The 1,116-nt window shown below is 70.0% G+C and carries 1 protein-coding gene; it reads right to left on the bottom strand.

All coding sequences use genetic code 11. From position 1 onward, the window contains the following. The coding region (locus ACOADB_RS26930) for an SbcC/MukB-like Walker B domain-containing protein (protein WP_378606346.1) at window positions 1–1,116 on the bottom strand (1,116 nt) is incomplete at both ends.

Raw genomic sequence — 1,116 nt, 5'->3', positions numbered from 1 at the left:
GACCGCATCTCGTCGCCGAGCCGGAACCGCAGCGCCGAGCCGACGATGAACGCGACGAGCTCCTGGCTCTCCCCACCGCTCTTCTCCCCCAGCGTCCGGTACGTCGCCCGGAGCTCGCCGGTCAGGTGGTCATAGCGTTCGGCGCTGATCTCCACGTGGCGCCGCACGTCGAGGAGCCGGTCGCGGTCGCTCGTGACCGGGCCGGCCTCGCCTGCCTGGGCGGGCTTGCGCAGCTGGTTCATGAACCCGCTGAGCAGCGTGAACCGCTTCTCCAGGTCGGCCTCGGCGAGCTCGGTGGTGACACCCGAGGACAACGACCGCAGGTCCTTCATGAAGACCTGCACGTGGGCCGGGCTCAACCGCCGCAGCCGGATCCGCAACCGGTCGCTCGACAACCCACCGAACTCGAGACGCCGCAGGATCGCGTTGATCGGCTCGAGCCGATCCTCGATCTCCTCGATCGAGGCGGCCATCGCACCGACGAGCGGCACGAGGTCCTGCCCGCTCCACTCGGTGAGCCGGCGCCGCCACTCGGAGCGCCGGTCGGCGAGGCCCTTGCCGCGGATCTCGTCGAGGATCCGCGCGTAGTCCGGGTAGGAGTCCGCGGTGCCACCGAGGTTCGGCGAGTCCCACTGGAACTTGTAGTGCTTGAAGATCAGCGCGAGGTCCTCCTCGCACCGGCGGATCTCGGCCTCCACCTCACCGACGGCGCCACGCAACCGCTCACCGAGGCGGTGGGCGTTGTCGCTGAACCGGTCGAGGTCCTCCGGATCCGCGGGCGCGGCCGCAGCGGCGAAGTCGGCGGCCAGCGCTGCCGCCTGTTCGTCGGTCAGCTCGACGGCACCGGTCGCCTCCATCGCCTGCAGCCGATCGTTGACCATGTCCTCGGACTCGACGAGCTCGCCGTGTGCGGAGTTCAGGTCTTTCTGCGCCTGCTCCAGCCCGAACCGCTGCTGCCGGGTCGACTCGAGGCGGACGACCAGGTCGTCGATCTGCGCCTGCAGCACCTGCAGCTGGTCGTCGGACGTGAGGATGTCGGCGCGACGCTGCTCCAGCTCGGCGATCCGCCGGTCACTGCCCGTCACGTCGACGTCGTCGAAGCGCACCATGGCGATG

The sequence above is a fragment of the Nocardioides sp. CPCC 206348 genome, from assembly GCF_048654705.1.
Taxonomy (GTDB): Bacteria; Actinomycetota; Actinomycetes; order Propionibacteriales; family Nocardioidaceae; genus Nocardioides.
Note: the sequence above shows the minus strand (reverse complement) of the source record. Positions and strands in the feature narration are given on the sequence as shown.